This window comes from Proteus sp. PR00208, from assembly GCF_016238545.1.
In the GTDB taxonomy this organism is placed as follows: Bacteria; Pseudomonadota; Gammaproteobacteria; order Enterobacterales; family Enterobacteriaceae; genus Proteus.
Map to the genome: position 1 here is coordinate 21411 of NZ_JAEHQE010000027.1, position 22142 is coordinate 43552.

22 protein-coding genes are annotated in these 22142 nt (G+C 37.0%); 10 read left to right on the forward strand and 12 right to left on the reverse strand.

Annotated features, from left to right (window positions below; all coding sequences use genetic code 11):
* Positions 1-141: 141 nt before the first annotated feature.
* Together ycaC and JEP36_RS15890 are read left to right on the forward strand one after the other, a co-directional pair.
* Positions 142-765 (forward strand): isochorismate family cysteine hydrolase YcaC, encoded by a 624-nt coding sequence (gene ycaC / locus JEP36_RS15885; RefSeq protein WP_023583682.1) that lies wholly within the window; start codon positions 142-144, stop codon positions 763-765.
* A 121-nt stretch (positions 766-886) separates the two neighbouring features.
* Complete coding sequence (locus JEP36_RS15890) at positions 887-2083, forward strand: lactate oxidase (RefSeq protein ID WP_196569896.1); 1197 nt, start codon at positions 887-889, stop codon at positions 2081-2083.
* A gap of 110 nt (positions 2084-2193) precedes the next feature.
* Here JEP36_RS15890 and eptB read toward each other — a convergent pair whose 3' ends face one another.
* Positions 2194-3885: a kdo(2)-lipid A phosphoethanolamine 7''-transferase gene (gene eptB, locus JEP36_RS15895; protein ID WP_198630458.1), complete on the reverse strand. Its 1692-nt coding sequence runs from the start codon at positions 3883-3885 to the stop codon at positions 2194-2196.
* 531 nt (positions 3886-4416) lie between these two features.
* Here eptB and fdhF point away from each other — a divergent pair.
* Complete coding sequence (fdhF, locus tag JEP36_RS15900; protein ID WP_198619238.1) at positions 4417-6561, forward strand: formate dehydrogenase subunit alpha; 2145 nt, start codon at positions 4417-4419, stop codon at positions 6559-6561.
* Between the two features lie 100 nt (positions 6562-6661).
* Here fdhF and JEP36_RS15905 read toward each other — a convergent pair whose 3' ends face one another.
* Together JEP36_RS15905 and JEP36_RS15910 are read right to left on the reverse strand one after the other, a co-directional pair.
* Positions 6662-7549, reverse strand: coding sequence for a 2OG-Fe dioxygenase family protein (locus JEP36_RS15905; protein WP_109374303.1), 888 nt, complete (start codon positions 7547-7549; stop codon positions 6662-6664).
* A gap of 170 nt (positions 7550-7719) precedes the next feature.
* A complete protein-coding gene (locus JEP36_RS15910; RefSeq protein ID WP_198630459.1) occupies positions 7720-9333 on the reverse strand; it encodes a sigma 54-interacting transcriptional regulator in 1614 nt (537 codons plus the stop codon).
* 404 nt (positions 9334-9737) lie between these two features.
* Between JEP36_RS15910 and hydN the strand changes: the two genes are divergently transcribed.
* From hydN to JEP36_RS15940, 6 genes are all read left to right on the forward strand, one after another.
* Positions 9738-10295: an electron transport protein HydN gene (hydN, locus tag JEP36_RS15915; RefSeq protein WP_198619240.1), complete on the forward strand. Its 558-nt coding sequence runs from the start codon at positions 9738-9740 to the stop codon at positions 10293-10295.
* A 72-nt stretch (positions 10296-10367) separates the two neighbouring features.
* Positions 10368-10709, forward strand: coding sequence for a hydrogenase maturation nickel metallochaperone HypA (gene hypA / locus JEP36_RS15920; protein WP_198619241.1), 342 nt, complete (start codon positions 10368-10370; stop codon positions 10707-10709).
* Positions 10710-10717: 8 nt separating this feature from the next.
* Positions 10718-11008, forward strand: a complete 291-nt coding sequence (gene hybG, locus JEP36_RS15925; protein ID WP_198619242.1) for a hydrogenase maturation factor HybG — start codon at positions 10718-10720, stop codon at positions 11006-11008.
* Between the two features lie 137 nt (positions 11009-11145).
* Positions 11146-11460 (forward strand): quaternary ammonium compound efflux SMR transporter SugE, encoded by a 315-nt coding sequence (gene sugE / locus JEP36_RS15930; RefSeq protein WP_064718792.1) that lies wholly within the window; start codon positions 11146-11148, stop codon positions 11458-11460.
* Positions 11461-11860: 400 nt separating this feature from the next.
* The gene (locus tag JEP36_RS15935; protein WP_198630460.1) at positions 11861-12247 is read left to right on the forward strand and encodes a type II toxin-antitoxin system RelE/ParE family toxin; all 387 of its coding nucleotides are present in this window, start codon (positions 11861-11863) and stop codon (positions 12245-12247) included.
* Positions 12240-12569, forward strand: a complete 330-nt coding sequence (locus JEP36_RS15940) for a helix-turn-helix domain-containing protein (protein WP_198619244.1) — start codon at positions 12240-12242, stop codon at positions 12567-12569. The genes JEP36_RS15935 and JEP36_RS15940 overlap by 8 nt, the downstream gene beginning before the upstream one ends.
* 138 nt (positions 12570-12707) lie before the next feature.
* Here the strand turns inward: JEP36_RS15940 and frdD are convergent, their stop codons facing one another.
* From frdD to frdA, 4 genes are read right to left on the reverse strand one after another with little or no spacing between them, the layout of a single operon-like run.
* A complete protein-coding gene (gene frdD / locus JEP36_RS15945) occupies positions 12708-13067 on the reverse strand; it encodes a fumarate reductase subunit FrdD (protein WP_006535438.1) in 360 nt (119 codons plus the stop codon).
* Positions 13068-13081: 14 nt separating this feature from the next.
* On the reverse strand, positions 13082-13474 hold the full coding sequence (gene frdC, locus JEP36_RS15950; RefSeq protein ID WP_088493866.1) for a fumarate reductase subunit FrdC: 393 nt from the start codon (positions 13472-13474) through the stop codon (positions 13082-13084).
* Positions 13475-13488: 14 nt separating this feature from the next.
* Positions 13489-14226: a succinate dehydrogenase/fumarate reductase iron-sulfur subunit gene (locus JEP36_RS15955; RefSeq protein WP_023583701.1), complete on the reverse strand. Its 738-nt coding sequence runs from the start codon at positions 14224-14226 to the stop codon at positions 13489-13491.
* Positions 14219-16015, reverse strand: coding sequence for a fumarate reductase (quinol) flavoprotein subunit (frdA, locus tag JEP36_RS15960; RefSeq protein ID WP_109374308.1), 1797 nt, complete (start codon positions 16013-16015; stop codon positions 14219-14221). The genes JEP36_RS15955 and frdA overlap by 8 nt, the downstream gene beginning before the upstream one ends.
* Before the next feature lie 944 nt (positions 16016-16959).
* Between frdA and epmA the strand changes: the two genes are divergently transcribed.
* Entirely contained in the window at positions 16960-17937 is a 978-nt protein-coding gene (gene epmA, locus JEP36_RS15965; protein WP_023583702.1) for an elongation factor P--(R)-beta-lysine ligase, read from the forward strand.
* Between the two features lie 45 nt (positions 17938-17982).
* Here the strand turns inward: epmA and JEP36_RS15970 are convergent, their stop codons facing one another.
* From JEP36_RS15970 to glpQ, 5 genes are all read right to left on the reverse strand, one after another.
* Positions 17983-18396 (reverse strand): hypothetical protein, encoded by a 414-nt coding sequence (locus tag JEP36_RS15970; protein WP_198625928.1) that lies wholly within the window; start codon positions 18394-18396, stop codon positions 17983-17985.
* Entirely contained in the window at positions 18393-18854 is a 462-nt protein-coding gene (locus JEP36_RS15975) for a LemA family protein (protein ID WP_232797541.1), read from the reverse strand. The genes JEP36_RS15970 and JEP36_RS15975 overlap by 4 nt, the downstream gene beginning before the upstream one ends.
* 90 nt (positions 18855-18944) lie before the next feature.
* A complete protein-coding gene (locus JEP36_RS15980) occupies positions 18945-20018 on the reverse strand; it encodes a hypothetical protein (RefSeq protein ID WP_198625930.1) in 1074 nt (357 codons plus the stop codon).
* Between the two features lie 21 nt (positions 20019-20039).
* Positions 20040-20597 carry a LemA family protein gene (locus JEP36_RS15985; protein WP_160229943.1) on the reverse strand — a complete coding sequence of 186 codons (558 nt, stop codon included), beginning with the start codon at positions 20595-20597 and terminating at the stop codon, positions 20040-20042.
* Positions 20598-20963: 366 nt separating this feature from the next.
* Complete coding sequence (glpQ, locus tag JEP36_RS15990; protein ID WP_198619248.1) at positions 20964-22043, reverse strand: glycerophosphodiester phosphodiesterase; 1080 nt, start codon at positions 22041-22043, stop codon at positions 20964-20966.
* Positions 22044-22142 lie beyond the last annotated feature (99 nt).

Sequence of the window (22142 nt, forward strand, 5' to 3'; positions counted from 1 at the left end):
GATATTTAATTAAATTTAAATATTTATAATTGGTTGTTTATTATAAATAAACTCAAATTTAAATTAATCTGAATATTGTCATGTAAATTTGGTGCTATGATTTAATTGAGTCTTACCTCTATTATGCTATCGGAGATTATTATGAGCTTTAAATATCATCGTATTGATAAAAATAATGCCGCTGTTCTGTTGGTAGACCATCAAGCTGGATTACTCTCTTTAGTCAGAGATATCGAGCCTGATAAATTCAATAATAATGTACTAGCATTAGCCAATGCTGCTAAATACTTTAATTTACCTACCATTTTAACGACTTCTTTTGAAGATGGTCCTAATGGTCCTCTAATGCCTCAGCTCGTTGAAATGTTCCCAGATGCTCCTTATATCGCTCGCCCAGGTCAAATCAATGCATGGGATAATGAAGACTTCGTCAAAGCAGTTAAAGCAACGGGTAAAAAACAACTGATTATTGCGGGTGTTGTGACTGAAGTTTGTGTTGCATTCCCTGCATTATCAGCACTTGAAGAAGGTTTTGAAGTCTTTGTTGTCACTGATGCTTCAGGTACTTTCAATGCCATTTCTCGCGACTCTGCATGGGATAGAATGTCAAAAGCAGGGGCTCAATTAATTAACTGGTTTGGTTTAGCTTGTGAGTTACACCGTGATTGGCGTAATGATGTCGAAGGATTAGGTACACTGTTTGCTAACCATATTCCAGATTATCGTAATCTGATGACAAGCTATAATACTTTAACAAAAAAGTAAGCGGTTAATTTAAGTTTTACCTAAAAATAGGGCTTATATTATTTTTTGAAAAATATAATTTAATTGAATTTTAATTTTATTAAATTATAGATGTAAGCCCTTAATTAAAAATGGAATAGAAATGAAAAGTCAAATATTAAAAGCTACCGCTGTTGCTATGGCATTAAGTGTAGGTGTTGCACAGGCTGCTGAATATAAAGCAAGTACTGCTGAAGGTCCAATAAAAATAGTAAACCTAAAAGCAATGGAAGCTCAAGTTCAAGCAAATATGGAAAAAGGCGCCTTCGGTTATATTCGCGGTGGTGCTGAAGATGAAAATAACTTACGCTCTAATACAAGTGCATTTGATAAAAAATATATTATGCCTCGTTCATTACAAGGCATCGAATTTTCTGACTTAGATTTAAAAACAGAATTTTTGGGTATTAAATTAGATACGCCTATTATTCAGGCACCGATGGCAGCTCAAGGGCTTGCACATCAACAAGGCGAAGTTGCCACAGCAAAAGGTATGGCGAAAGCCGGCTCTATTTTTTCATTAAGCACTTATGGTAATAAAACCATTAAAGAAGTGGCGGACGCCCAACCCGGTTACCCATTTTTCTTTCAGTTGTACATGAGTAAAAATGATGCCTTTAATGAGTATATTTTATCTCAAGCAAAACAGTATGGCGCTAAAGGTATCATTATGACTATCGACTCTTCAGTGGGTGGTTATCGTGAAGATGATGTGAAAAATAACTTCCAATTCCCATTAGGTTTTGCCAACTTAGAAGCGTTTGCAAAAATCAGTGATGATAAATCTAAAACAGGTAAAGGTGCGGGTATTAGCGAAATTTATGCTCAAGCTAAACAAGCATTTACACCCGCAGATATTCAGTATGTGAAAAAAATGTCTGGTTTACCTGTGATTGTAAAAGGTATCGAATCACCTGAAGATGCAGATACTGCAATTAAAGCCGGCGCAGATGCAATTTGGGTTTCTAATCACGGTGGTCGTCAATTAGATAGCGCACCAGCAACAATTGATGTCTTACCTGCGATTGCCAAAGTGGTGAATAAACGTGTACCTATCGTGTTTGACAGTGGTGTGCGTCGTGGTTCACATGTCTTTAAAGCATTAGCAAGTGGTGCAGATGTTGTTGCCGTCGGTCGCCCAATTCTTTATGGATTAAATTTAGGGGGTGCTGAAGGTGTTAATTCAGTTATCCAACATTTAAATAAAGAATTAAAAATTAATATGATGTTAGGTGGCGCAAAAACAGTAAAAGATATTCAAGCCACTCCACTTTATACCGACGCAAGTTTTAATCAATAATTAGTTTATAAAGTTAAAAGTAATAAAACCCACGCTCAATATTGAACGTGGGTTTTTTCTATTAACTTATTTTTTCTATCAACTTAAAAGAATATTGTTAGTTTAAAAAATTATTCTTGGGTTGATGGTGTATCACTAAAACAGAGGTTATTTTGATTATTAATACCACCATCTGACGATGAATAACCTAGACAACCTAACATTGAATCAAAAATATTGTGATGATAGAACGTGCGTTCTGCATCTTGATTGCGCTTTAAGTTATCAAATAGCTGTTTATTTTCAGGCTCTGCTAAATAGCTATCTGACATCCAAACTAAGAATGGTACTTTAAATTGTTCTGGTGGGGCAATTTCTTTTGGTGTGCCATGTAAGCCACCTTTTTCTGAAATAGATTCACCGTGATCGGAGGTATAAAACACAATGGCTTTTTTATCGCGCAATGTGTCGAGTATGCCATCAATAAAATAGTCGGTATAAAGAATAGAGTTATCATAAGCATTCACTAACTGCTCTTTAGTACACTCATCATCCACATTTAAACATTCAGGTTGGTATTTTTTGAATGATTCAGGGTAACGCTGTGAATACATAAAGTGAGAGCCTTTAGTGTGTAAAATTACTAAATGATTTCCCTTTGGATGTTGGGCAACCGTATTTGCCGTTTCAGTAATTAATAAGGTGTCATCAAGTTCTTTACCAAAATTGCTATTTTTTGCAGTCATCATCTCTTTCATTGCGTAGTTATTTAAATCAAGTTTATTGTAAAACCACAATTCACTTTGCATGGAGAACAACTCTGATGACATACCTAATTGGCTTAATACTGAAAAAATATTGTTCTCTTTTAATGTCCGCTGATCGTTACTTTCTGTCCCGTTTTCTCGTACAAACATACATTTTAAAGAGAGCTTGGTTGCGGTATCACAAGAAATACCTTTAAAGGCAACAAGATTTTTCTCTTGGCTTAATAGAGGATTTGTTTGACGTTCATATCCTAACAATCCCATATGATCCCATCTTGCTGTTTCACCAATAATAAAAACAACATACACATCTTCATTTGCCTTTGAAGGCTCATAAGTGAAGTGATCGGCAGGATTAAAAATATTTTGGTTATTAAACGTATCGTCATACTGCGTTATTGCATATTGAAATAATGGGATAATCCAATTTGTAGGTAAATACGCATAACTTAAGCCACCACTATAGCTTGGCAGATCCAAGTTATTTTTTATTTCATAGGCTTTTTGTTTTGAATCAAGTGTTTTCAAATAGGCAAAAACAGCCAGTGCAATCACAAGCATTTTGACGGTATTTTTTATCCAGATTTTTTTCTTTTGTTGTGTAGTTAGATTTTTCTCTGGTTTTTTACCTAGCCAAATAAGAGCTAATGGCAAAATAGATAAGCCAATAATCCAAATAATCACATTTGGGCTAACCAGCTCTTTAGATAAATCCGTATCCGTGGTTAGTGTTGAAATAATAATGCCGTATCCAATGACGACATCATAAAAAGAAATATAGTAACTCGCACAAACACTCACGACGAGAATAAAAGAGGCGACGATTTTAAAGAATAGAGAGCCGAAAAAAGAGAGTAGCCGTAATAGAAAGAAGGTAAAGGCAATGTTAACAGCAATTTCACCTAGAATATATAATACATCAATGAGGGGGTTGTTTGTATTTTGTGTGCCGTATCGGCCAATGTAAACGGAAAGATTAAGAAAGAAACCAAGGTAGACAGCTAAAAAAAGGGCAATGTTCTCTTTAGAAAAACGTAAAAACTTTAATTTTTGCATGTTCAGTTATTATCAATTTATATGGTGTAGAGGTCTTTAAGACCGCGAGGTTGTTTTCAGGTTCAGTATTATGTTCTTTTTTTTATTGAAGTTTAAAAATTTTTTATTTGATTTACATAAATATCAAAATTATTAATTTTAAATAGTTTTAGTAGATAGGAATATTGATAGAGATATTAGAAGGTTGTCATCATTATATACGGCAAGATCCCGATAAAGGCAGATAAGAAAGCGTATTTATTATTTTGATTTCGCAGATGAAATAAATAAGTATTATTACGTTATAAATATTAATGTATAACGAATTTTGATAGAAATACAAATCGACATAAATATCGTCATTAGTGTCGAGCACTTCCTACTACTTTAGCTGTCATTGTTTTCTTGCTCATTCAACGGATTTTATTTCTCTTTATTTTTCATTGTGTTGTGGAAAAGTGAAAAAGCGTGCTTATTTGGCACACTCTCTGCATAGATAGAGGAGAAGATCAGGTAATAACCTGAAAGTTGATGAACACAGGAGCAATGTTGATGAAAAAAGTCATCACGGTCTGTCCGTATTGCGCCTCAGGATGCAAAATCTACCTGAAGGTGGAAAACGGTAAAATTATTGGCGCTGAAGGAGCCAATGGTTTAACAAACCAAGGTGAGCTGTGTCTGAAAGGGTATTATGGATGGGATTTTATCCATGATACTAAGATACTGACTCCACGTCTTAAAACACCAATGATCCGTCGTGAAAGAGGCGGAAAATTAGAATCGGTTTCTTGGGATGAAGCGATTGAGTTTGCAAGTAGCAAGCTTCTTGCTATCAAAGAGAAATACGGTGCTAAATCTATTATGACAACCGGCTCTTCACGAGGCCCGGGTAACGAAGCTAACTTCGTTATGCAGAAATTCGCTCGTGCGGTTATCGGAAATAATAATATAGACTGCTGTGCTCGTGTCTGACACGGCCCTTCGGTTGCAGGTCTGCAGCGTTCGGTCGGTAATGGTGCTATGAGCAACTCAATCGTTGAGATTGAGGATACCAAATGTCTATTTGTCTTCGGCTATAACGCCGCAGACTCGCATCCTATTGTTGCTCGCCGTATTGTTAAGGCGAAAGAAAAGGGTGCCAAAATTATTGTATGTGACCCTCGTTACATCGAAACAGCACGTTTAGCCGATTTACACTTAGGCTTAAAAAATGGCTCTAACATTGCGCTATTAAATGCGATTGCGCATGTGATTATTGAAGAAGGATTGCATGATAAATCCTTTATCGAAAATCACACCGAGCAATTTGACGAGTATTGTAAATTAGTTGAAAGCTATACACCTGAATCTGTTGAAGAAATAACAGGTTTAAGTGCTCAAATTATTCGTGAAGCTGCACGTATGTACGCGAAAGCAGAAACAGCGACAATTCTTTGGGGTATGGGTGTAACTCAATTCTACCAAGGTGTTGAAACGGTACGTTCACTGACTAGTTTAGCTTTATTAACGGGTAATTTAGGTAAAAAATATGTCGGGGTTGGCCCAGTTCGTGGTCAAAATAACGTACAAGGTGCGTGTGATATGGGAGCATTGCCTAACACACTACCAGGTTATCAATACGTTACTGACGAAAAAGCGCGTGAGAAATTTGCTAAATTCTGGGGCATTGAGTCAATGCCTGAAGAAGTGGGCTATGCGTTAAGTGAAGTTCCTCATAATATCGATCACGGCTTATTAAAAGCTCACTATGTAATGGGTGAAGATCCACTGCAAACTGAGCCTGATTTAGCAACAATCCGTAGAACGTTTGAAAAACTGGATCTACTGATAGTGCAAGATATCTTTATGACCAAAACGGCGTCTATTGCTGACGTTATTTTCCCTGCAACATCATGGGGTGAGCATGAAGGTGTTTATACTGCGGCAGACCGTGGTTTCCAACGCTTCTATAAAGCTGTTGAACCTGTTGGTGATGTGAAAACAGACTGGCAAATTATCAGTCTGATGGCAACAGCAATGGGTTATCCAATGCATTACAACAATACCAAAGAAATTTGGGATGAGTTGCGTGAGTTATGCCCAATTTATTATGGTGCGACTTACGAAAAAATGGCGGACTTGGCTTATATCCAATGGCCTTGCCCAACAGAAGATAGCCCAGGTACACAATATCTGTACGATGGTGGTAAATTCGATACTCCTAACGGTAAAGGTCAATTCTTTACTTGTGAGTGGGCTCCACCAATTGACAAACTCTCTGATGAGTTTCCAATGGTATTGGCAACCGTCCGTGAAGTTGGACACTACTCTTGTCGTTCAATGACAGGTAACTGTAAAGCATTGGCGGCGTTGGCTGATGAACCGGGTTATGTTCAATTAAACACAGAAGATGCCAAACAGTTGGGTATCAAAGATCAAGAGTTAGTTTGGATACGCTCTCGTCAAGGTAAAGTCATTACGCGTGCTGCGGTCAGTGATAGACCGAATAAAGGTGCTGTATATATGACTTATCAATGGTGGATTGGTGCTTGTAACGAACTGGTTGCAGAGAATTTAAGCCCAATTACCAAAACACCTGAGTATAAATATTGTGCAGTATGTGTTGAGCCAATCAAGGAACAGGCTCAGGCAGAACACTATGTGAAAACGGAATATAGCAATATTAAACGTCGTTTAAGAGAAGCCGCCGAGGGTTGATCTTCGTCTGATTAATATTGTCTTTCTGCCTTAGAACCGAGTTTATTGACCTTAGCGTCAGTAAGCTCGGTTTTTTATTAGATTATTATTTTGTGCACAACTAAGCGACGGACTGATTTAAATAAAGTGTTAAAGGTAAGTCAGGATGCGGATCCATCGAATCAAATTTATGTGATGGGTGAGAATCAACCGTTGGATAGCGAGATAGTAAAACAATAAAGTCTTGGTAAGCCTGTTTTTTATTATCATGCGTAAAAATAGGTGTACCGCTATGATTTAATTCATTATCTGCAATGAGTAAAATATCAAGATATTGCGCATTATTGTGTTCATAAAGTACATTTTTAGGATCAATTTTTTGCCAAGCTGTTCCTATCGCCTCTTTTGGTGAATGAACACGTAAAGCGCCAGTATTATCCTTAACGTTATTCTTATTCATCATCACAATCATGGTGTGATCAACGCCATCTTTATGAACCCCTTCAATTGAAAGTTCACTTAAAGAATCTGGTTGGGCAATTAATCTTAAATGAAAAACAGTTGATATTGATTTAGGCGAATTTTGATCGGTTAAGTGACGAGATGTAAATTTATTACCTTGAATTAATAGCATTTTTAATTTTAATAACGCTTGATAAGCCGTATTGCTCTGCCAGCGATCATCAAGTGCTCTAAAATGCCTTTGTGTGCCACTGTCTTCACGAATAAATCCATCTTCTTCAGTGAGAACAAAAGGTTGATATTCTAGTCTGGAGATCGTTTCTATATCATTATCAAAAAGGTAGCGTCCTGTTCGAGAATGACGAAATGAAAGAGTCGGATCTTGTGCTAAATAGTCACCATATTCCATGAGTGCATTAATATCTTTTTCTTCAGCACCTAATTGTTTTATTAAATCAATGACAATACTTTGGGGAATAAAGACATATTTATTATTCTTGTATTCTTTTTTTATTTCACTAATTCTATTTATAAGCAGGCTATTCATATATAATATGCTCCATTGATGGTTTATATTATTAATAGTTAATAAAGTGAGTAATTAATAAAATATAATCATTTAGATTATAGATAGAGATTAATAAGTTTCAAATGTACAAAAAAAGAGTGTAATAAAATAATTACACTCTTTTAGATAAGTAAGAAACTATTTTAGGGTTAAAGTATTTCTGGAATTGAAATACCGAGACGTTGCATCCGCGATAATAACGTTGTTCTTTTTAATCCTAGTTTTAAAGCAGCGCCTCTAGCGCCAGCAACTACACCATTGGTTTCTCTTAATGCTTGAATTATCCTTTCTCGCTCTTCATCATCGCTTTCTGGCGCATTCGTCTGCATGCGCTTTTCAATGGATGAAGGTTGCGTCAGTACCTGCTTTAAACGAGAGGGCTTGTTAATATGAAGCTCTTTTAACTGAAGGTTTAATGTTGATCCTCGCGTTAAAATAACGGCACGCTCAATAATATTTTCAAGTTCACGAACATTACCCGGCCATGGATAAAGTGTTAACTGCTCCAATGCGTTGGCAGGTATACAATCTATTTTTCTATCCATTCTACGCGCAATTTTTTGCGTAAAATGTTTAGCTAAAAGCGGAATATCTTCAGGTCGCTCTCTTAGTGGTGGAATAATAATAGGAAAAACATTAAGACGATAATAAAGATCTTCTCGAAATTCACCTTCATCTGTTAATTCATGCAGATCTTTATTGGTCGCTGCAATTAGCCTAACATCAACTGGGATCACTTTATTACCACCCAACCTTTCTATTTCTCGCTCTTGAAGAACGCGAAGTAATTTGGGTTGTAAGTCAATTGGCATATCACCAATTTCATCAAGAAATAGCGTGCTTTTATCTGCCATCTCAAATCGGCCAATATGTGTATTGGTTGCGCCTGTAAATGCGCCTTTATCATGGCCAAAGAGATCACTTTCTAAAAGGCCAGAAGGTACTGCGGCACAGTTCATTTTTATCATCGACTTATTTTTTCGCAGACTTAGACGATGAATAGCGCGCGCAATTAATTCTTTACCCGTACCTGTTTCACCTAATATAAGTACAGTACTATCACTTTGTGCCACTAATTCAATTTGTTCTAGCACATTATGCATAGCGTCACTTTGATAAATAATCTCACTGAAGCATGCATTGTTATCTATTTGCTCATTAAGCCAAATATTCTCATTCTTTAAACTGTCTTTTAAATGTGTTATTTCTTCATAAGCCGCTGCATTTTCAATGGCGATACCAATACGAGCTGCAATTTGTTGTAGCAATTGGCAAGTATCGTTAGTAAAAACGCTTCCTACTTCGTGTGCTAAAATTAATAAGCCTAGCGGTTTATGATTAAAAGCCAGTGGCAATAACAAAGCCGTCTGCATATTTTGCTTAACTAGACGCTTAATCAAAACATCTTCTTGATTTTCTTTATTAATATCAATTAAGACAGGTTTATTCTGATTAATAATTTCTTCTGCTTTGTTATTCGCGCTACTAAACTTACGTTGTTGGCGAATGACTGATTTCCCAGTCTGATAACGACTAGAGTAAAGAATACCTTCACCACTATTTTGTGATGAGGTACGGCATAACATAAGACTAATATGGTTCAATCCAAAAAAACGATGTATTTCTTTAGAGACTTCAGAAATAAGACCATCCATGTCTAGATGAGCTAATACAGAATTTGTGATATCAACCAATATTCGATATTGGTTGCGCTCATTACGAAGGCTCTCCATAGTTTCAGCATTGTTACTGCTTAATTTCATGACACCACCGATTGCCCTAAAAAATTAGCTATATTGTAGTAGGTTTATAATAAATTTATATCAATGACTGAATCATTTTTGATCCAACCCGCTATTTTTGTATACGTCGTGAAACTTAAGAATATAAATGTATCAAATCACTATATAATCAAATATATATCGATTTATTTTATCGTCAAAATTGTCGAATAATTTGACGAAGTAACTTATTTATTAATTAATAATTATTTTTATTTGAAAATTATTTAATTGAAAAATAAGGAATAGTTATATCAAAAATATATTGGCATGAACCGTGCTAGATTCATTCTATTGATACTCTAATTATTACTCTTAATTAGAATAACTCGTTGCATTTATCGCCATATATAACGGCTATATATAACAAAGATCAGGAGAATATGATGAACCGTTTCATCATTGCAGACCCTAAAAAATGTATTGGTTGCCATACTTGTGAAGTGGCTTGTGTCGTGTCACATCAGCAAGTAGACCAAGATAATTTAGCCATTGAGCAAATTAGTGAGCAGAATTTCCAACCCCGAATTCATGTGGTCAAAGGATTTTCAATCAGTACGGCAGTTGTTTGTCATCAATGTGAAGATGCCCCTTGTGCTAATGTGTGTCCGAATGGCGCTATCATTCATAACAAAGATTATTACTATGTTGATCAGGAAAAATGTATAGGTTGTAAAACCTGTGTACTGGCTTGCCCTTATGGCACGATGGAAGTGGTTTCTCGTCCAGTTATGCGCACATCAACCGCGCTCAATGCGATTGAGGCATTTAAAGCGGAAGCCAACAAATGCGACTTATGCCACCATCGTGAAGCGGGTCCCGCATGTATTGAAGTCTGCCCAACTCATGCTTTAGTGTGTATTGATAGAGATGCACTTGAAGAGATGGTTAAAGAGCGTCGTCGCAGAGCAGCTTTTGAAACCGGTGCTGAATTGTTGTTCTAAGATCAATAATAAAGCAACTATGTACTGGTACTATAGTTGCTATTATTTATCCTGCTTCAATAAGGTATCGACATGCATGAAATTACGCTTTGCCAGAGCGCATTTGAGATAATAGATTCTCAAGCTAAATTAAATAATGCAAAAAAAGTAAAAAGTGTATGGATGGAATTGGGCGCATTATCTTGTGTTGAAGTCAGTGCACTTGAATTTTGCTTTGATATTGTTTGCAGAGACACCCTTGCCCAAGGTTGTGAATTACATATTGAGGTTATCCCCGCGAAAGCATGGTGTTGGGATTGTCATCAAGTTGTCACTGTTTCAACCTTTAATGCAGGTTGTCCGTCTTGTGGTAGCCAAAATTTGCGCGTTGAAAATGATGATGCAATGCGAATAAAGCAAATAGAGATCGAATAGGGGTTGTTATGTGTCTTGGTATTCCAGGTCAGGTTGTTGAAGTCGGAAAAACAATCACTGAAAATGCAATGGTCGATGTTTGTGGCGTTAAACGAGAAGTGAATATTGCGTTAGTCTGCGAGGGTGAGCCTCATACGATGATCGGTAAGTGGGTGTTAGTGCATGTTGGTTTCGCCATGAGTATTGTCAATGAAGAAGAAGCAAAAGAGACGCTGGATGCTCTGATGGCAATGGGAGAAGTTGAAGATGATGTCTCTGCTTTTCTTTATGGCGAAGAGGGCGCACCTAAGCAAGTTTGAATAAATTTCAAGCTATTGCATGCTTTATTACTTTTTCTTATAATTCAATCTCATTTCTCTGAAGCTGGGACGACCCAGCTTTCTGTTGTTCATTCAGGGGACGACCCCAAATATGTTTTATATAAAAGGGGTAATTTATGTCCTGGGCAATTCTATTTGTTGCTGGTTTACTTGAGATAGTTTGGGCTGTTGGCTTGAAATACACTCATGGATTTACGCGACTAACACCAAGCATTATTACGATAACGGCCATGATTGTGAGCATGGGCATGTTATCTTATGCCATGAAAGGCTTACCAGCAGGCACCGCTTATGCGATTTGGACTGGTATTGGTGCTGTCGGTACTGCAATTTTTGGTATTTTAGTTTTTGGTGAGTCTGCCAATATTTATCGTTTATTGAGTTTAGCGATGATAATTTTTGGCATTATCGGGCTGAAATTGGCGAGTTAATTGTGATAGGTTTGATTTATTAAAAAATTTTCTAATAAGATTAGCGTAATTAAAATCTTTTTACTTATGTTATTGTTCTAATAAAAATCATCAAAAATCAATTAGATAATGATAATTAAAAGATCTGCGTTAAAATTTTGATAGTCAATAAGCGGTAACATTTAACCATAGAACCCCCCAAAATAAGTGTCCTATTTTGGGGAGAATTTAGAGACTTTGATTTTGCTCTAATCAATTGGGTACGATATTTTCTAGCTTCTCCCATATCCTTTTTGCAGAATAAAAAATGCAATCACCTAACTTTTTTTGTTTCTTGGTTTTTAATCTAAGTGGTTAAAGAAACATTGATTGAAAAAGTGGTACTGGTTACTATAGTGCTCATTACTGCAGAGGGAGTGGCATGGGAATATATAAAATATCTTCTTTTAAGAGAAGTGTGAAGAAAACACCCATAACGGATAAGCAGTTATCTGTAGCTGCAAAAGAAGTTCAGCAAGGAAAATATGAAGCTGACTTGGATGGTGGAGTAATAAAAAAACGTCTAGCAATACAAGGACAAGGTAAAAGCGGAAGTGTTAGAGTCATCATATTTTTTAAGATCAACAATCATCTTTTTTTCGCTGATGGCTGGACGAAAAATGCCGTTAATGCAAAGGGAAAAAAAGAAATAGAAGATGACGAATTGCAGGCCTATAAACATTTAGCAAATGAGTTTTTAAATTATGATGAAAGTACTATTAATCATTTAATTTCTTGCAGAATTTTAGAGGAAATAACTGATGAGTAACAAGCTAAATAACATGCTTGAATTGGCTAAAGAGCTAAATGCCGCAGGTACATCACCCGATAGCTTGGTTCAAGAAATTGAAAGTATTGTTCACACTCGTGAAATTAATGACAAAATACAATGCGTATCGGCGATGAGTGGTGCAGAGATTAAAACTTTGCGCACTAAATTTGGAATGTCACAGGCTGTTCTTGCCCGAGCTTTAGGTATGTCAAAAGAGAGCGTATCTAAATGGGAAAGAGGTGAAAAGAAGCCAAGTGGACCAGCGCTAAGAATGTTACGTATTTTAGAACGTCAGGGACCTGAAGTCCTAATAATTTAAGTGAGAGACGATAAGCCGTTAAGTGCTTTTTGTTTACTGTGGAGATATAGTTCAAATATAAAAAAGTTAATTATAGAAAATTTTTTTCATAAAAAAAGCCACTCAATGAGTGGCTTTTAATTTTTACGTATTAATCAATTACAGCGTAAATACACCAATGATAGCGATAACGCTGATAATTGCTGCACCACCATAAAATACCCATTTGCTTGCAGGTACATGCACTTTAAAATCGTGCAGAGTATGGTGAATACGGTGTAATGCACACCAAACTGGCAGAATAATCATTAGCAGTAAGAACAGACGGCCAATGATGCTTTGGCTAAATGCCATAATACGTTCATAAGTAAATGCTTCTGGCGCAATACCCATAGGGATTAGGATACCGAGCAGGATGATGATTGCTGGAGAAACAATCGCACTCCACATACCACCTGCACCAAATAATCCCCAGAAAATAGGTTCATCAGAGCGCTTAGGAAGTTGATTCTGATTCATTATTTCCTCCTGGGTTAAATTAACGCCACTGCCAGAATAGCGGCAGTAACAACGATAGTGACACCCCAGAAACCACGAACGATGGGTTCTTGTGGCATTTTTTCATCTTTAACAACGATAACCACTGCTTTTGGTGCAAGTTTGAACCAAGTTGCAGAGTGGAAGACCGTCGCAATTAGGGTCACAATGTTAATTAGCATTACAATTGGGTTGCTCAGGAATCCAACGAAACCTGCCCAACTTTCTGGTCCATTTTTCAGTGCGAATACACCAAACAGTACAACCAGACTGAACCAAAGTTGTGGAAGACAAGTCCCTTCACGGGTGATATAGAAACGATAGAATCCAAGTTTCGTCCACCAGTTTGGTTGCATGCCACGAACATAAGGCTTACGTTTTGTTGTCATGTCTTGTTTCCTCCTTAACGTGGTTTCAGCATCGCAATGACAAAGTCTTGCGCACTGGCTGCTTTACCTTGCTGAATAGCGGCAGCAGGATCCACATGTTTTGGACAGACTTCAGAACAGTAGCCAACAAAGGTACAAGACCAGACACCATTCTCACCATTTAACTGAGGCATACGCTCTTTTGCCCCATGGTCGCGACTATCTGTGTTGTAACGTTGAGCTAATGTAATCGCTGCTGGGCCAATAAACTCTGGGTTTAGACCAAACTGCGGGCATGCTGCATAGCAAAGACCGCAGTTGATACAACCAGAGAATTGGTGGTATTTTGCCATTTGAGCAGGAGTCTGTTTATTCGTCCCTTCTGAAGGCTTACGATCATTACCGATGATATAAGGTTTAATCGCTTCTAAGCTTTCAATAAAGTGAGTCATATCGACAACAAGGTCACGCTCAACTGGGAAGTTACCTAACGCTTCAACTCTTATACCGTCTGGATATTCACGAATAAACGTTTTACAAGCCAATTTAGGCACTTTGTTGACCATCATGCCGCAAGAGCCACAAATCGCCATACGGCAAGACCAACGATAAGAAAGATCAGGCGCTAAATTGTCTTTAATATAACCCAATGCGTCCAGTAATGAGGTTTGCTCATCATAAGGAACATCATAAGTGACGAAATGAGGCGCTTCGTCTGTTTCTGGGTTATAGCGCATGACTTCCATTTTAATGTGCTTCATGTCATCAGCCATTCGCTTTCTCCTTATTCTGCTTGTCTTGTGCAGTCGCTTCACCACCATAGACACGTTTAGCAGGAGCAGATTTCGTGATCTTCACATCGCTATATTCTAAACGAGGGGCACCTTCTGGGTTATAGAACGCCAGAGTATGTTTCAGGAAGTTCACGTCATCACGCTCAGTACAACCTTCGTCAAGACGTTGGTGTGCACCACGAGACTCTTTACGATTGATTGCGGAATGAGCCATACATTCAGCGACATCTAAACCAAAGCCAAGCTCAATTTTGTACAGTAAATCTGTATTAAAGACACTGCTCGTGTCTTTAATTTCAACGCGTTTGAAACGTTCTTTTAATTCAGCCAGTTTATCAATGGTTTTTTGCATTAATTCAGGTGTACGATAGATACCGCAACCTTCTTCCATTGATTCACCCATTTCGTCTCGAATTTGTGACCAGCTTTCAGAACCTTTTTGGTTCATCAGATTTTTCAGGCCATCTTCGATATCACGAGTACGAGCATCTAATGCTGATGCGTTAGCTGGTGCTGCTTCTTGTGCACAACGAACCGCTTCTTCACCAGCAAGACGACCGAATACAACCAGCTCTGCCAGTGAGTTAGAACCTAAACGGTTAGCGCCGTGTAAGCCAACAGATGAACATTCACCCACCGCAAACAGACCTTTAATACGAGTCTCAGTTTGTTGGTTAGTTTCGATACCACCCATAGTGTAGTGAGCAGTAGGACGAACAGGGATTGGTTCATTAACTGGGTCAACACCCACATACGCTTTTGCCAGTTCACAAATAAATGGCAGACGTTCATGAAGTTTTTTCGCACCCAGATGACGTAAGTCAAGATAAACAACGTCACCACGGTGAGTTTTGATGGTACGGCCTGCGCGCCACTCATGCCAGAAAGCTTGAGAAACTTTATCGCGAGGACCTAATTCCATGTATTTATTTTCTGGTTTACCTAATGGTGTTTCTGGTCCTAGGCCGTAATCTTGCAGATAACGATAGCCATCTTTATTGACCAGAATACCACCTTCACCACGACAACCTTCGGTCATCAGGATACCTGAACCTGGTAGGCCAGTTGGGTGATATTGAACAAATTCCATATCACGCAGTGGAACGCCATGACGTAAAGCGATACCCATACCATCACCAGTAACAATACCGCCATTGGTATTGAAACGATAAACACGTCCCGCACCACCAGTTGCCATAATGACTGCGTTAGCACGAATTTGAACTTTCGTACCTTCCATCATATTAATAGCAACAAGACCACGAGCGTGACCTTCATCAACAAGAATATCGAGAACAAAGTGTTCGTCGAAACGTTGAATTTGTGGGTATTTTAAGGATGTTTGGAACAGGGTATGTAGCATATGGAAGCCGGTTTTATCGGCTGCGAACCAGGTCCGTTCGATCTTCATCCCACCAAAACGTCGGACGTTGACTGACCCGTCTTCTTTCCGGCTCCAAGGACAGCCCCAGAGTTCTAGTTGAGTCATCTCTGTTGGACAATGCTCAACGAAGTAATCGACGACATCCTGTTCACACAACCAGTCACCGCCTGAAACGGTATCATTGAAGTGGAAATCATAGGAGTCGTGAGCCTGAGTCACTGCTGCTGATCCGCCTTCTGCTGCCACGGTGTGGCTACGCATTGGGTAAACTTTTGAGATCAGAGCAATTTTCAGTTGAGGATTAGCTTCCGCTGCAGCTATTGCTGCTCGTAAGCCTGCGCCCCCGGCTCCGATTATCGCTATATCGGCATTAAAGGTTTGCACTGCGCTTCTCCATTGTTCAAGTGAAAATTGGAATAATTGTCTAGAATTCAATTCACTGACATTATTAATTTGTAATGCTATTTTTTTACGCTATCCGTAACGAAATTGTTTCACTACCTTGTGACTGCGCTTGATAACATCTTTATTATCATTGACTGTAATTTTAGTATAACGAAATGTAGGGCACCGAAATTTGATATGAATGATGGTTTTCCCGTATTTCGCAAAAAAAGTGTGATCTATGCCAAGAATTCTGGGTTTAACTAATAAGCCACCAGAGAAACTTGAAGATTAAATAGAATATATTTTTCTAAATTGAAAATTTATAAATAGTAATGAATAACCTATTTTGAAAGTATAGATAACTTTAATTGGAAATGACAATGATTTTTTATTAAATGTTGATTTTAAAGGGTAAATGCTTTTATCTTTCTTAAGTCTAATTTTAATTAATAAAATTCCATTTTAAAAACTAAAATAAATTTTTTACTATTTATCTAAAACAAATCGGTTTGTCTTGTTAATTGTTAATAAAATATTAATAATATTTCTAAAGGTTTTTAATATTCATCAAAATACGTAGATTTAAATAGAAAGTTAACTTTGAAGTTTAGATGAGTTTGGCTATTTAAATATAAGCATAGTGTTAGTTTATTGTTATTTGTAATTGAGAAAAAGAATTATTCTAATTAACTTTTTTTATAAAAATAGCGAAAAAGCACTGAGTTTCTTACTTTAAATTGGTGTTTATTTAAACGATAAAAAGTGCCCAAAAGTAGATGTTTTGTAGAATTATATTTATTTATCTTATGTGTTTTTACTTAATAAAAGAAAAGATCAGTGAAAAAATATAAAATGAAACCTCTCTTTATTAGGAGAAATTTGTCTGTTGAAGAGGATGCGAGTAAACTGCACGCTTTGTTTTCTGTTGGAGTTTTTCGTTCATGAGTGAAATCGCGGATTGGCAGCCAAGCGCCTCAATCGCCAACTTATTAAAAAAGGCGAAAATAGTCAGTAATATTAGGCGTTTTTTCACTGATCGTGGTGTGTTAGAAGTTGAAACACCGATGATGAGTCAGGCTACCGTTACCGATGTTCATCTTTACCCATTTGAAACCCAATTTGTGGGGCCTGGTGCTTCTCAAGGGCTAAAACTTTATTTGATGACAAGCCCTGAATACCACATGAAGCGTTTATTGGCTGCAAACAGTGGGCCGATTTATCAAATGGGGCGTTGCTTCCGTAATGAGGAAGCCGGTAGATATCATAATCCGGAATTTACGATGCTTGAGTGGTATCGCCCTTGTTTTGATATGTACCGGTTGATGAATGAAGTCGATGATCTACTGCAAGAAGTGTTAGATTGTGAAGCATCAGAGTCACTCTCTTATCAGCAAGCATTTTTGCGTTATCTCGATATTGACCCTTTATCTGTTGATAAAGAAAAATTGCGTGAAGTGGCGGCAAAACTGGATTTATCAAATATTGCAGATACTGAAGAAGATAAAGATACGCTACTTCAGTTGCTATTTGTTTCTGGAGTTGAACCTCATATCGGTTTAGAAAAGCCAACCTTTATCTATCATTTCCCTGCGTCACAAGCGTCATTGGCTGAAATCAGCTCTGAAGATCATCGTGTAGCAGAGCGTTTTGAAGTCTATTTTAAAGGTGTTGAGTTAGCGAACGGATTCCGTGAGCTGACGGATGCACAAGAGCAACGTCATCGCTTTGAACGTGATAATCGTCAGCGAGTGGCAATGGGATTACCAGAGCAACCTATTGATGAGCGCTTTTTAGCTGCTCTTGAAGCGGGACTACCTGAGTGTTCGGGTGTAGCTTTAGGCGTTGATCGCCTTATTATGCTAGCACTGGGTGTTGAACGCCTTAGTGATGTTATTGCATTCCCTGTTTACAGGGCATAAGTGCGATATCAATAGTGCTAAAAAAGAGAGCCGAGGCTCTCTTTTTTATTTTTTGGATTTTCGGCTTTGTCTTCGTTTTTCTTCTGCTTCAAGGGCTTTTTCTTGAAACTTCGCAAACTTATTCCCTGTTACGTCTTTCATATAGCGATAATTAATAAACCAAAACGTAATACATGAAAATAAAATAACCCACCAAATTAACAGTAGCTTTAATGCAGAATTAACACCCAGCATTAAATTAAAGCTAATTAAGACCATTAAGCTGACAAATATCGAGCTAAATAATCCTCCTGCAATTTGCAACATATATTTTTTTAAAGGTGTGATACTGATTAATGGCAAGATAATTGCCATAGAGAACAGTACGCCAAATGTGGCAAACATAATAATCGAGATAGGTTCATCAAAGCTTAGAAACCAATCCGTTATACCAAAAAAAGAAAAGGGAATTTCTATCATGATATTGCTTCCCTACTAGGGTAAAAAAGAGGGATATCTTTAAATTTAAAAATAAACATAAACACTATATTAGGAAAAATACGTATTTCAGTATTATAGAGAGTCACGGATTGATTGAAGAATTCTCGCCTGTCAGCTATGCATTCTTCTAATTCTTTCGCTTGTATTTGTAATAGGTGCAAATTTTTCCCGCTGATAAGTTCAGGATATTTTTCAGCAATAATGAGTGATTTTTTTATTTGTGGTAATAACTGATTAGCTAAATTAACTTTTTCATCTAATACATCTGCATGTAAATAGTGATCTCTATTTTCAGCCAATTTTTCAAATAAGGCTTTCTCATGATCCATTGCTTTTTGTGTAATCACTATCAGCATGAGGATCAAGTCAGCTTGTTTTTTTAATAAAACATCAATGTTTGCAAAGGCTTTATAGCAATTATTTTTTAGCATCACCATGTTGTTATAAATCATCACTAATTGGCGTATTAAAAAATACACTAAGGTGAGAATAAAAATAATGAAAATAAGCCATTCCATAATAATTAATTACCAAGGTGAAGAGGTGTTATTAAAATAAAGCGTTAAGATGCCGTCTTGATATTCCATCGGTATTACTAAAATGGAAAAGATAACAAAAAGAGCAAGGATAACGATGATAGTCGCGTTACGACGTAAAGGACGCGCTTTGTTCCAACTAACAATATAATCTTGTGGCGATAAACCCAGTAGGTAATGAGGCGCTTTACGTGTGATAACCACTTCGCTATTGACGGACTCTGCATCACCAATTAATAAATATGTTGTATTTTTGTCTAAAATGTACTCTTTAAAACGTTTACTGTTGGATTCAAAATCTTGATGAGGTTTGATACCAAAGTGTATAAAAGGAGTATCAGCCGCAAGAACTTGAATTGATCCTGTATCATCTGTCATCGTGAAATTATTGATTTCTTTTTCGCAAAGCGTTTGCTGATAGCTTTTTTTACCTTCTTTGTCTGTGGATATGTCGTATTCATAATAGAAATAGCCATAACACTCTTTTTTACCTAATCGACTATTTAAGATTTTCCCCGCAGTTATCTTGCCTTCAATTTCAACAAGCCCAATGGCTAAAGAGCGAATTTTAGATGTCGCTAGAATTTTTTGAAAACGTAAAAAACGTTTTTCAGGTGTTCTTCTGACGATTTGGTAAACGAACATTAAAACGAAACTTAAAAAGAACAATCTTTGGTCGATAAATAAGCTGAAGCTTAAACTCAGCAATAAAAGGCTAACAAATACAGTGTTGATAAGTGCTGAAAATTTAGAGGTTCCTTCATTTTGTAATTGATGGTAATTCTTTATCGCTTTCTCTCCAATATTCGCAATATGGGTTGAAATACCATATGCAAATAGCAAAATAACAGCGAATGCAATTCCGGAGATAAGATTAACAACAGAGTCTTCACCACTAGGATAAACGTCCGTTTCTCTCGAAAAAAACAGATAATTTCCAGCAGCAAAAGCGATCCCTAAAAAGGGAACAATACTCAAGCTATTCTTCTTTTTTTGAGGACGTTTGCTGCGTAAAAAATAGATTAATGCACCCACAGCACAGCCGATAAAAAAATAAATTAACACTGCAATTTATCCTTAATGCGGTTATTTAAAGTGAATTCCTTCAAATTTCATTTCTTCTTTTGGTATTTCGAGTAATTGCATACGTTCAAAGCGAAAAAGGCCAGCAATTAAGCTATCAGGAAACATCTCTATTGCAGTGTTGTAGTTAGTTGTTGCATCATTAAAGCCTTCACGACGTTGAGCAATTTTATTTTCTACATCACTAACACCTGTTTGAAGTAGTGCTAATTGCTCACCTGAAATTAACGTCGGATAATTTTCAGCAAGGGCAATCATGCCTCGCAGTGCTGTATTCATCTCATTTGTTGCGCTAATTTTTTCATTAATATTTTGTGCTTTAAAATAGCGTTGTCTTGCGTCACTTAATGCAATAAATACACCTTTTTCGTGCTCCATGGCTTTTTCAGCTATAGCCATTAATTGAGGAATTTGGTCAGCTCTTTGTTTTAAAATAACGTCAATATTCGCAAACTGATTACTTACTTGATTGCGTGTTGCAATAAGACGGTTGTAAATGGAAATTCCCCAACCAATAAAAAGAACGATAAGAACAAGTAAAATAATCGCCATTATTGTCATCGTGATCCCTTCCTCTAAATATTTAATAAATAATGATAGCTAAATTAAAAAGTGATTATGATTTTTAATTAAATTATTAGAATAAGTTAGAGAAAGATTAAGGAATATACAATCAGAAAGGGCGCAAATATCTAGGATACTCGTCATACTTCAAGTTGCAGCGTTGTTGACTATATTCATTCGTACTAGTCACATACTTATGTATGCTCCTAGCACCTCATTCATTTGTCGCCTAGCTGCACCTTGAATTATTTAGAGTATCGACTTGTTATACTTCAAGTTGTACCTTGAATTATTTAGAGTATCGACTTGTTATACTTCAAGTTGCACCTTGAGTTATTTAAGGTGCAACTAAAATGTGATAAGTTATTTAGCTTGTTTTTGTAAGAATTTAACTCCTAAATCAGGGAAGTCTGTAAAGACACCCTCAGCACCTGCTTGGTTATAAATGATGTCGTAAAGCTGATCACCATCTTTTGCGTATTTAGGCAGTTTATCAATACGAACAGTAAATGGATGAATGGTTAGTTTATTAGCATGCGCATCAGCAGCCATTCCCGTTAAGGTGATTTTTTCTGGTGTTGAATTTTCTTCGACTAACATGTGGTAGTCAGGGCCAATACCATCGGCATAAGTGGCAATTTCTTTCATTGCACCTGGCTTAAACATCCACTCATAGCTGTAGTTTGTCCATGTTCCATCAGGTTGTTTTTCATAAGTCTCATTCCAGTCTGTATAGGCAATTAACTGAACGAGTTTTAAATCCATACCCATTTTAGGCATTAATTCTGTTTTGATGCGTTTTAGGTCGTTAGCATCGAAAGATTGCAGATAAACATTGTCGGTTTTTTTCGTGTAACCATACTGTTTAAGTACTTCGAGCACTTTAGAGGTAATGTCTTTGCCTTCTTGTTCATGGAACCAAGGCGCTTTAATTTCAGGGTAAATACCAATATCTTGCCCTGTTGATTTGTTTAAACCTTGAACAAATTCAATCTCTTCTTGGAATGTGTGTACACGGAAATCGGATTTACCCATAGGGAAACGGTTTGGATAACTTTGGACTTTTTTACCGTCAACAATGTCAAAACCTTCGGTAAATTTTAGCCCTTTGATCTCTTCAAGTGTAAAGTCGATAGCGTAATAACGACCATCTTTTCTTGCTCTATTTGGATAACGTTCAGCCACATCTGTTACACGATCAAGATAGTGATCATGTAAGACAACCAGTTCGTTATCTTTTGTCATCACTAAGTCTTGTTCTAGATAATCTGCGCCTTGAGCATAAGCTAATGCTTTGGCAGGAAGCGTATGTTCAGGCAAATAACCACTTGCACCACGGTGAGCGATAACGACCTTATCACTTGCCGCTTGTGCGATTGCACTTAAAGATAGAGTTAAAAGAACGCCTGCAACTAACGGTTTTATTCTAAAAGATTTACTCATAAAGCTGCTCCATTTTAATTCTATGTACAACAAAGTTATGTACAGTTGGCAATAAAAAAGCCACATCAAAACAGTTGATGTGGCTTGGTTTTTAGAGAT

Excerpts from the sequence above, each read along its gene's own strand:
- frdD (WP_006535438.1), bottom strand. The coding sequence starts at position 13,067 with ATGAATCAGAATCAACTTCCTAAGCGCTCTGATGAACCTATTTTCTGG.
- JEP36_RS15935 (WP_198630460.1), top strand. The coding sequence starts at position 11,861 with ATGGGAATATATAAAATATCTTCTTTTAAGAGAAGTGTGAAGAAAACA.
- hypA (WP_198619241.1), top strand. The coding sequence starts at position 10,368 with ATGCATGAAATTACGCTTTGCCAGAGCGCATTTGAGATAATAGATTCT.
- sugE (WP_064718792.1), top strand. The coding sequence starts at position 11,146 with ATGTCCTGGGCAATTCTATTTGTTGCTGGTTTACTTGAGATAGTTTGG.
- JEP36_RS15890 (WP_196569896.1), top strand. The coding sequence starts at position 887 with ATGAAAAGTCAAATATTAAAAGCTACCGCTGTTGCTATGGCATTAAGT.
- frdC (WP_088493866.1), bottom strand. The coding sequence starts at position 13,474 with ATGACAACAAAACGTAAGCCTTATGTTCGTGGCATGCAACCAAACTGG.
- JEP36_RS15910 (WP_198630459.1), bottom strand. The coding sequence starts at position 9,333 with ATGAAATTAAGCAGTAACAATGCTGAAACTATGGAGAGCCTTCGTAAT.
- eptB (WP_198630458.1), bottom strand. The coding sequence starts at position 3,885 with ATGCAAAAATTAAAGTTTTTACGTTTTTCTAAAGAGAACATTGCCCTT.
- glpQ (WP_198619248.1), bottom strand. The coding sequence starts at position 22,043 with ATGAGTAAATCTTTTAGAATAAAACCGTTAGTTGCAGGCGTTCTTTTA.
- hydN (WP_198619240.1), top strand. The coding sequence starts at position 9,738 with ATGAACCGTTTCATCATTGCAGACCCTAAAAAATGTATTGGTTGCCAT.
- JEP36_RS15905 (WP_109374303.1), bottom strand. The coding sequence starts at position 7,549 with ATGAATAGCCTGCTTATAAATAGAATTAGTGAAATAAAAAAAGAATAC.
- hybG (WP_198619242.1), top strand. The coding sequence starts at position 10,718 with ATGTGTCTTGGTATTCCAGGTCAGGTTGTTGAAGTCGGAAAAACAATC.
- JEP36_RS15975 (WP_232797541.1), bottom strand. The coding sequence starts at position 18,854 with ATGGTGATGCTAAAAAATAATTGCTATAAAGCCTTTGCAAACATTGAT.
- ycaC (WP_023583682.1), top strand. The coding sequence starts at position 142 with ATGAGCTTTAAATATCATCGTATTGATAAAAATAATGCCGCTGTTCTG.
- JEP36_RS15970 (WP_198625928.1), bottom strand. The coding sequence starts at position 18,396 with ATGATAGAAATTCCCTTTTCTTTTTTTGGTATAACGGATTGGTTTCTA.
- JEP36_RS15985 (WP_160229943.1), bottom strand. The coding sequence starts at position 20,597 with ATGACAATAATGGCGATTATTTTACTTGTTCTTATCGTTCTTTTTATT.
- epmA (WP_023583702.1), top strand. The coding sequence starts at position 16,960 with ATGAGTGAAATCGCGGATTGGCAGCCAAGCGCCTCAATCGCCAACTTA.
- JEP36_RS15955 (WP_023583701.1), bottom strand. The coding sequence starts at position 14,226 with ATGGCTGATGACATGAAGCACATTAAAATGGAAGTCATGCGCTATAAC.
- JEP36_RS15940 (WP_198619244.1), top strand. The coding sequence starts at position 12,240 with ATGAGTAACAAGCTAAATAACATGCTTGAATTGGCTAAAGAGCTAAAT.